The sequence below is a fragment of the uncultured Idiomarina sp. genome, from assembly GCF_964010655.1.
In the GTDB taxonomy this organism is placed as follows: Bacteria; Pseudomonadota; Gammaproteobacteria; order Enterobacterales; family Alteromonadaceae; genus Idiomarina; species Idiomarina baltica.
The window spans coordinates 1-8137 of sequence record NZ_CAXGLS010000066.1; the positions used below are offsets into that span (position 1 = coordinate 1).

General features: G+C 46.7%; 8 protein-coding genes. All 8 read left to right on the forward strand.

Going from position 1 to position 8137, the window contains the following annotated elements; translation table 11 throughout:
* Positions 1-83: 83 nt before the first annotated feature.
* The 8 genes from lspA to ABNS04_RS11775 all read left to right on the forward strand — a co-directional run bounded on the left by lspA (position 84) and on the right by ABNS04_RS11775 (position 8022).
* Entirely contained in the window at positions 84-587 is a 504-nt protein-coding gene (gene lspA, locus ABNS04_RS11740) for a signal peptidase II (RefSeq protein ID WP_034818150.1), read from the forward strand.
* Positions 588-662: 75 nt separating this feature from the next.
* Entirely contained in the window at positions 663-986 is a 324-nt protein-coding gene (locus ABNS04_RS11745) for a hypothetical protein (protein ID WP_034818148.1), read from the forward strand.
* A gap of 47 nt (positions 987-1033) precedes the next feature.
* Complete coding sequence (locus ABNS04_RS11750; RefSeq protein WP_348671535.1) at positions 1034-2281, forward strand: TolC family protein; 1248 nt, start codon at positions 1034-1036, stop codon at positions 2279-2281.
* Positions 2278-3180: an efflux RND transporter periplasmic adaptor subunit gene (locus tag ABNS04_RS11755; RefSeq protein ID WP_348671536.1), complete on the forward strand. Its 903-nt coding sequence runs from the start codon at positions 2278-2280 to the stop codon at positions 3178-3180. Before ABNS04_RS11750 ends, ABNS04_RS11755 begins: the two co-directional genes overlap by 4 nt.
* Before the next feature lie 12 nt (positions 3181-3192).
* Entirely contained in the window at positions 3193-6324 is a 3132-nt protein-coding gene (locus tag ABNS04_RS11760) for a CusA/CzcA family heavy metal efflux RND transporter (RefSeq protein ID WP_348671537.1), read from the forward strand.
* Positions 6325-6617: 293 nt separating this feature from the next.
* Positions 6618-7178, forward strand: a complete 561-nt coding sequence (locus ABNS04_RS11765; RefSeq protein WP_348671538.1) for a tyrosine-type recombinase/integrase — start codon at positions 6618-6620, stop codon at positions 7176-7178.
* Positions 7179-7300: 122 nt separating this feature from the next.
* Positions 7301-7678, forward strand: coding sequence for a hypothetical protein (locus ABNS04_RS11770; protein WP_348671539.1), 378 nt, complete (start codon positions 7301-7303; stop codon positions 7676-7678).
* Between the two features lie 11 nt (positions 7679-7689).
* Positions 7690-8022 carry a LytTR family DNA-binding domain-containing protein gene (locus ABNS04_RS11775; RefSeq protein WP_348671540.1) on the forward strand — a complete coding sequence of 111 codons (333 nt, stop codon included), beginning with the start codon at positions 7690-7692 and terminating at the stop codon, positions 8020-8022.
* The last annotated feature ends 115 nt before the right edge of the window (positions 8023-8137 follow it).

An 8137-nucleotide genomic window follows, 5' to 3' on the forward strand; every position in this document is an offset into this window, starting at 1 on the left:
ACCCAGATCTTATTATAGGTAGCATAGCAGGTTTAATCGTGCTTAACGGGTCAAGACGCATTTTTGCACTGAAGGGGAACTGAATGTCCTGCGTTGATAAAGGATTTTCGCCCTATATTTCTCTGTTAATTTCTGGTTTAACTGTAGTCCTTGACCAAGTGATCAAGTGGCAGACGCAGCAATCAATAGCTTACGGTGATTCGATTTCATTGACCCCTTTTTTCAATTGGGTACACACTTGGAACACTGGTGCGGCATTTGGCCTGCTTTCAAATGGTGGAGGTTGGCAGCGCTATTTTTTTATTGGGGTTGCTCTGCTAATGTCTGTGGCTTTAACGAGGTTGATCTTTAATAAAGTAAGTAAACGGGATGGCATTAGCTACGGGCTGATTCTTGGGGGGGCGGTTGGGAACCTCATTGACCGACTGTTTCGTGGCTATGTTGTCGACTCCCTTCATCTAGGTTGGCAAACGTGGCAATTGCCAGTTTTTAATATTGCCGATATTGCAATTACCCTAGGAGTTATCCTATTACTGTTAAGCAACTTGCAGGTCTCAATGATACCGAATCTACCGGGTTCTAAGTAAATAGTAAGTATAATAATTAATATGGCCGAGCTTATTTTGGATGGATTAGGAATTTATATTGAGTAGGGTAATTGAATGAAAATATCTTGGTTTTTAATACTGACTGTGCTCATTCATAGCTCTTTTGCCTGTGCTCCTGTGGCTGGTACTTTCAGTCAGTCTTCAATAAAGAGTGCAGGAGTTGCGTATGACTTAGTCTTAGAAATTGAGCGTGAAAATCAAGACTTAAATAAATCAATATATGATAGTAAACAACAAACACAACCTCATATTAGTTGCATTACTGGTTATAACCTCTTAATTTCAGCCGTGCCTGTTATTTTGGCACCCAACTCAAACTCGATAGGTTTTGACCAAAGCCTGACTCACCAACCCCCTGTACCTCCACCAAACGCGTAACCGTTAACTTAGACTTTTTAAAACCTATAAGTTAATGGAGAAGCAACATGAAGTATTTATACTTCGTGGCAGCCTTTTGCTTAGGTGCGCTAGTGCCTGTGGCGACGGCTGCGACGACAGATTTAAAGCTGAAAGAAGCGTTACAAAAAACGATCAAGAATAACCCTGAGTTACTGGAGTATGATTATAAAATACGAGCTGCAGGAGCACTGATAGAGCAGGCTGAGTTTTCAGCGAACCCAAGGGTATCTGCGGAAATAGAAAACTTTGCCGGCTCAGGACGGCTAGAAGGTATCAGTAACTCACAATTGACCGTATCCTTTTCTCAGCTCATAGAGTTAGGGGACAAACGGCAGTTACGAGTTAAAGCTGCAACCGAAAAAGAGAAAGCTCAGCGAGCAGAGTTTGAGTATCGTCAAATTGAGGTTTTGGCAGAAACCACACAGCGTTTCTATGACATTTTAAAACTTCAGCAAGTCGCGCATACCAGCGAGCGTCAAATTCAGCGAACTGAGCGACTGATAAAAGTGGCACAGGAGCGTGTAGAAGCTGGCGCGGTGCCTAAATCCGAGGTTATTCGCATTAAATTACAGTTAGAGCGCCAATACGCTTTCTCTGACGAGTTGAACGGTAAACTGAAAAAGCAACAAGCTGAACTGGCTTCAATGTGGGCAGGCGAGCTCAATTTTACGCGCGTCTCTGGAGACTTTACTTTTCCGCTAAGCCTCCCGGAAAAAGCCAACGTGTTATCGGCTGTTAATCGGGCGCCGGAGTATTTGCGTTTACTGGACTCTGAGCAACTTCTACAAGCGCAAGCCAGAGCGTTAGCAGCGGACTCAAAGTCGGATATTACCGTTGGTGTCGGGGCTCGCTACAATAATGAGTTCGATGATGTAGGTTTAATCGTCCAGGCATCGATGCCATTGCAGTTCACTGACCCTAACGTCGGTCGCATAAAACAAAGCCGATTACTGCATCAGTCTATCCTGGCGCAGCAAAAACAGGTTCGGCAGCAACTAAAATCACTGGCTTTATCGCTAGTGCACAGTTTGCAAACTCACCAAAGTTATCTGCAAAAGATAAATCAGCGACTGATGCCATTATCTGAGCAATTACTTGAAAAAACTCAACAGGGTTACGCACGCGGAACGCACTCTTTGTTGCAAGTGTTAGACGCGCAAACAGAGTTAGCAAAACTCGAGTATGAAAAAATCTCCCGTCAACATGCGATTTACAGCGACATCATCGAATTAGAGCGCATGACCGGACAGCCGTTTTTAGGAGTACAACAATGAAACTCAACACATTGATTACAATTATCTGCATTGCCAGTTTTTCACTGCCCGCATTGGCTTATGAGAAAAAACACGAAGAGCATGAAGCACCCCATACCAATTTAAGTGATGCAGCAATAGAAAACGCGAAATTAACGTTGGCAACAGCGAGCGCTCAAAGCATTCGAGTAAAGCAAACAATTTTCGGTGTAATAGCCCCCAATAATAACAATATTGTGCATATCGGAGCGAAGTACAAAGGTATTGTTACGTCACTAAAGGCCAATATCGGCGATGACATAAAAGCCGGGCAAACTCTGGCTGTTGTTGAGAATGTTACGACAGGCACGGCATTTGAAGTCATCAGCCCAATTAGCGGAGAGGTAACTGCACGTTTTACCAATGTTGGTGAAGTGGTTGAGCAAAAGCCATTATTTGAAGTCCTGGATCCATCATCGGTCTGGGTAGAGCTTTCAGCGTTCCCGGAGAACATTGAGTCGTTAGAAGAAGAGCAAACGACCTATGTGTACGACTTGCATCATCATAAAACCGTCGAAGGAACTGTGTCTTATATCTCGCCACAAATGACTGGCGGACATATTGCACGCGCACTTATCGAGTTGCCCAATCAGTCGGGGCATTGGCGACCGGGAATGCACGTAAAAGCGGATGTCGTTACAGACAGCTTTAACGCGAGCTTGGCGATAAACAATGATGCTGTTCAACGTTTAGAAGATAACCCCGTTGTTTTTATTAAAGAGGGTAATCGTTTCGAAGCCAGGGAAGTTGAGTTAGGCCGAACTGACGGTGAATACACCGAGGTGTTATCGGGTATTGAGAATGGCGAAAGTTATGTCGTTGAAAACAGCTACTTGATAAAGGCTGACATTCTAAAACAAGGCGCAGGGCACAGCCATTAGGGAGAGTAAACAATGATAGATGCACTCATTCGCTTTGCGGTTGATCGTCGATGGCTGGTGCTTGCCGCAACCTTGTTAGTAGCAGCTGCGGGCGTTTATAGCACATTAAAGCTACCCATCGATGCTGTGCCGGATATTACCAATGTTCAGGTACAGATAAATTCAGAAGCGCCAGGCTATTCGCCATTAGAAACCGAACAACGTATTTCTTATCCGGTGGAAACCGCGATGGCAGGTTTACCAAAGCTGGACTACACCCGCTCGATCTCACGCTATGGGTTGTCGCAAGTTACCGTGGTGTTTGAAGAGGGCACCGATATTTACTGGGCTAGACAGCAAATCAGTGAGCGATTGCAAAAGGTAAGGGGAGAAGTACCCGACGGTATCGAGCCGACGATGGGGCCAATAGCCTCCGGCCTTGGTGAAATTGTTAATTATGTAGTACGCGCGAAAGAGGGGGCTACCAATGCCGATGGCGAGGCGTATACGCCCGAGCAGTTGCGTACCATCCAGGATTGGATCATTAAGCCGCAACTGGTCAAGGTGCCCGGTGTTACCGAGATTAATAGTGTGGGGGGTTATGAAAAGCAATACCAGGTGGCTCCCATCCCCGGTCGTATGCTGGCCTATAAAGTGACCATGCAGGACCTTTTGGCAGCATTGGATCTTAACAATAGAAACGCTGGTGCCGGTTATATCGAGAAAAATGGTGAGCAATGGTTGGTGCGTTCGCCTGGACAGCTTAAGACACTTGACGATATTCGTGATGTGGTCGTGACAAAACGTGATGATGCACCGGTGCGCGTGAGTGACGTGGCTGAGGTCAAACTGGGAGAACAATTACGCACTGGCGCTTCAACCTCGGGCGAGAGCGAGGTGGTATTGGGCACGGCCATGATGCTTATTGGCGAAAACAGTCGCATCGTTGCACAGAATGTCGCCAATAAAATTGAGGAGGTGCAACGAAGCTTGCCAGACGGGGTGGTGATTGAAACGGTGTATAACCGTACTTCTCTCGTTGATAAAACTATTGCAACGGTCGAGAAAAATCTGTTTGAAGGTGCCGTGCTGGTTATTGTCGTGCTTTTCATTCTACTCGGAAATGCCCGTGCAGCACTGATTACCGCCTGTGTCATTCCGTTAAGTATGCTGTTTGCGGTAAGCGGCATGGTCGCCAACAAGGTGTCTGGTAATTTAATGAGCCTGGGCGCAATTGATTTTGGTATTATCGTCGATGGTGCGGTCATTGTGGTTGAAAACGCTTTGCGACGGCTTGGAATTGCACAGCAACGCTTAGGCCGGGTACTTACCACTAAAGAGCGCTTAATTGAAGTAACCCATAGTACACGTGAGGTCTTCAACCCAACGGTTTTTGGTGTACTGATTATCATGCTGGTCTACCTGCCAATATTTGCGTTAAGTGGCGTGGAAGGCAAGATGTTCCATCCCATGGCGTTTACGGTCGTAGCGGCGCTTTTAGGGGCTCTGATTTTCAGCGTTACCTTTGTACCCGCTGCTATTGCAATATTTGTCCGTGGCAATATTAAGCACAGCGAAAGCCGAATAATGCGAGCGGCCCGCAAAGTGTATCAGCCGGCTCTGCGGCAAACATTAAAGCTTCCAGTTGTCATTATTTTGCTTGGCTTTGGGTTATTTGCGGTATCACTGTTTCAGGCGAGTCGCATGGGAACTGAGTTTTTGCCACAGCTTGATGAAGGCGATATTGCCATGCAAGCCTTGCGCATTCCGGGGACTGGCTTGCAGCAGTCTATAGCAATGCAAAAAGATGTCGAGTCTGTGGTGTCACGCTTTGACGAAGTTAAACTGGTATTCTCAAAAATTGGTACCCCGGATGTTGCGACCGACCCGATGCCACCGAGCGTCGCTGATACCATTATTATTTTAAAGGAGCGTGAGGACTGGCTAAACCCAGAAAAAACCAAAGAGCAACTGGTTGCTGAAATACGAACTGCTGTGCAAGAGCTTCCCGGTAATAAGTACGAGTTCACTCAACCGATTGAAATGCGGTTTAACGAACTTATTGCAGGCGTTCGAGCTGACTTGGGGGTTCGTATTTATGGCGATGACTTGCAAACGCTTAAACGGTTAGGCGACTCAGCCGCCGCAGTCATTCGCACCGTTAATGGCGCTGCTGATGTTCGGGTTGAACAAATGACCGGTTTATCGACACTCTCAGTGATACCTAAGCGTGATCATTTAGCGTTATTAGGCCTAACAGTCGCTGATGTACAGCGAGCAGTTCAAGCTGCGGTTGGTGGAGTTCAGTCAGGGATTATTTACGAGGGGGATAAACGCTTCAAGCTAATGGTACGTCTCGACAAAGAATGGCGTAAGAGCATTGAACAGCTTAAATCACTGCCTATTGATCTGCCTGCCGGCAACCCTGAGCTGCGCTATGTGCCGTTGGGAGAGGTCGCCGAATTGAGTTTGGAAAGTGGACCGAACCAAATTAACCGAGAAAGCAGCAAACGCAATGTTATTGTGAGTGCGAATGTTGAAGATCGTGATTTGGGCTCTTTTGTGGCAGATGTTCAGGATGCGCTAACGACTGAGGTTGATTTGCCAGCAGGTTATTGGGTTAACTACGACGGTACCTTTGAACAGCTGCAATCAGCTTCCCAACGGTTGAGTTTGGTTGTGCCATTAGCGCTGCTATTAATTATTGGCCTGCTATACAGTGCGTTTAATTCGCTGAGCAGTGCACTCGTCATATTCACAGGCGTTCCCTTAGCGCTGACCGGCGGGATATTCGCATTAGCGCTGCGTGATATGCCGCTATCAATTTCCGCTGCAGTCGGCTTCATTGCACTGTCGGGCGTGGCGGTTTTGAACGGCGTGGTCATGCTGACATTCATACGGCAACTGCTGCGCGACGGACTGCCATTGAAAGATGCGGTGTTTGAAGGCGCGCAACAGCGGTTAAGACCTGTACTGATGACTGCTCTCGTAGCTAGCCTGGGCTTTGTCCCTATGGCATTTAATACCGGTGTCGGCGCTGAGGTACAGCGACCACTGGCTACTGTGGTAATCGGCGGCATTGTCTCGTCGACATTATTGACTTTGGTGGTGCTGCCAGCGTTGTACTACACAGTGCAGCGCTTTAATGGAACTGCAAAAGCCTAAGTGGAGGCCTTAGCTAATTGCAAAGCACGCCCCGACTTGGGCGTGCTTTTTTATTGCTATATCGATGAGGAAGGTAAGAAGTTTTTGGCGACTCAGTGCTTAGAGTTGTGTCGTTCAGGTAATACTGATGTGTAATATTCTTAAATATATATTATGCCGAGTGAGCCTCAATTGCTAATGTTCCCAAATTGCAATAACGGGAACAAGCAAACCCACTAAAAACGGGCTATTTCCCCCTTTATACCCTCTTAAGTACTCAAAATCACGTTTTACAGCAAAAAAGGAACTCGATCATGGCCGAAGTGCAAGCGGTTAAAGATCTGGATACCGTGAAGCTGATTAGCTACCTTCTCAAACGAACTTATGGTCAGCAAATTGCGGACGTTTGGGATGTAGGCTTGAACCTGGCATTACGGATCTCGGATCTGCTATCCATCAAGTTTGAAAACATAAACGACGAGCGTCTGACCCTGGTTGAGGGGAAGACGTCGAAACAAGCAACTATTAAATTGAACGACAAAGCACGGTCTATTATTGCTCGCATTAAAGAAGAGCATCCCGAGCATATCTACCTGTTTCAGTCCTACCGGAACCAATGGTCTAAAGGTTTGGAGGAGGCCCCGATTAGCCGCCGTTACGTTTCGCGGGCGTTCGCGGCGATAGGGGAGGAGGTTGGCATTAAACTGGGTACTCACTCAATGCGGAAGACACGAGGTTATCATCTTTACAAGAACACCAACGACATCGCCAGGGTAATGAAGATGCTACGTCATAGCTCTGAGGCTGTGACGCTGCGTTATATTGGCATTACTCAGGAAGATGTTGACCGTGACTTTGCTGAATTCGAGCTATAGGGGCTGAGTGCCCCTATTTTTTGTTTCGTATACCTAGAGTAACAACCAAGCGAAATTAAAACCTATATCACCTAATGGCAGTTACGGCTGCAGTTAATTAACTGTCAATTAGGAGAACATGTATGTCGAATGTAACGGTCGTATACACCAAGTCAGAGCTCGAGCGAGCTATCGAAAGGCAAGACAAAACGATAGCCGTAAAAAGCGCGTCGTTGGCTGATGACGTGAAAACATTGAAGTCAGCATCGTCTGGTGCTTTTGCGCTAGCTGTTGGCTCAGCTGGAGTCTTTGCTACCAACTTCTGGAATCCGTTGGGGTGGGGTTCAGGTATTATCGGTACACTATCAACCGGGACGTTGATCACTGCGATCGTCGCTATTGGGCTTAGTACGACGCTAATTTTTGCGGTATACAACGACTACTCGATTAAAGGTAGCTCCTCAATCAAGTTAGCTGGAGGTAATAGCATCGATGCCGACCTGGTTATGGAGAGGGACTAGGTATGGGGTGCATGAGACGAAACATTATTGCCGTTAAAACGCGTCCTGGTGAGGTTCGTTTTGTTGCGGTAGCCCCCATAGAACGTGTGGAAGCGTTTGGTAATTACGTGAAGATCTACTTTGGCAATGAACGGGTGCTGCATCGAGCAACGCTATCTGATATGGAAGAATTACTGGACGATAGATTCATTCGCATCCATCGCAGTCACATCGTAAAGCGCGACCAATTGAGGAAGCTTCTGTCGGAGCTAGGCCGATACCAGGAAGTAGAATTAGCTGACGAGACGGTTCTCCCGTTGGGCGGCCACTACAAGCGCCAGCTAATGTTTGATATTGGCTTGTAATGGGTAAGTCCAGGGAATACCAACCCCTGGGCTTATTTTTTGTCTCGATATTTAGTTGTTTTTATTGTGTCTTATGAGAGCTGATACTTTTTAGTAATTTTTGAAATTGAGGGTT